Consider the following 704-nt stretch of genomic DNA (forward strand, 5'->3'; position numbering starts at 1 on the left):
GGGAAGGGGGGGCCCGGGGCCGGGGGGGGCCCCGGCGCCAGCGGGCCGCGCAGGGCGGTGACGACGGCGGCCGGCGCCTCCAGGGCAAGCGGCCCGCCGGCCGGCTGCGCCCGCGCCTGCCACACCGCCCGCCGCAGCGCCGCCAGGGCGACCGAGACGGCGGACAGGCCGCCGCGACCATCGCCCAGCAGGTCGGCCAGCGGCACCGGGCCGCGGTCGCGGCGCAGTTCCACCAGCCCAAGGGGCGAGACGCCGGCAAGATGGGTCGGCAGCACCGCCGCCGCAAGCCGTCGCCGCAGGCCCTCCAGCAGCTGGCGGCGGGCCTTGTCGCGGGGGTCAGGCACGAAGTCGCAGACGATCTGGCCGGCCAGGCCGCGCAGGTCCAGCTGGCCGACCCCCGCCGCCGCCGGCGCCCCATTGGCCTCGGCGGGTGCGAGCGGGCCGGCGCCGACGTCCACGGCCACCAGGGCGGCGGTCGGTTCGATGATCAGGCGGGCGCCGCCGGGCAGCGGCACCTCCGGCAGCAGCGCCGCCTCGATGGCCTCGTCGATGCCCTCGTGGGCGAACAGGTCGCGCTCCTCCACCGCCATGACGGCGGCGTGGGCGGGATGGGCGGCACGGGCGGCGGTCAGCGCCGGCCGGTGGTCGAACAGGATCTCCGCCGGCGCCGGACAGGCCGCCAGCGCCGCCGCCCGACGTGCTGG

The 704-nt window shown here is 80.4% G+C and carries 1 pseudogene; it reads right to left on the reverse strand.

The annotated features are described in order from the left end of the window. Positions 1-683 (reverse strand): annotated as a pseudogene (locus ABD056_RS22920) (ribonuclease E/G); the annotation flags it as partial. Positions 684-704 lie beyond the last annotated feature (21 nt).

This window comes from Caenispirillum bisanense (assembly GCF_039523075.1).
GTDB lineage: Bacteria > Pseudomonadota > Alphaproteobacteria > Rhodospirillales > Rhodospirillaceae > Caenispirillum > Caenispirillum bisanense.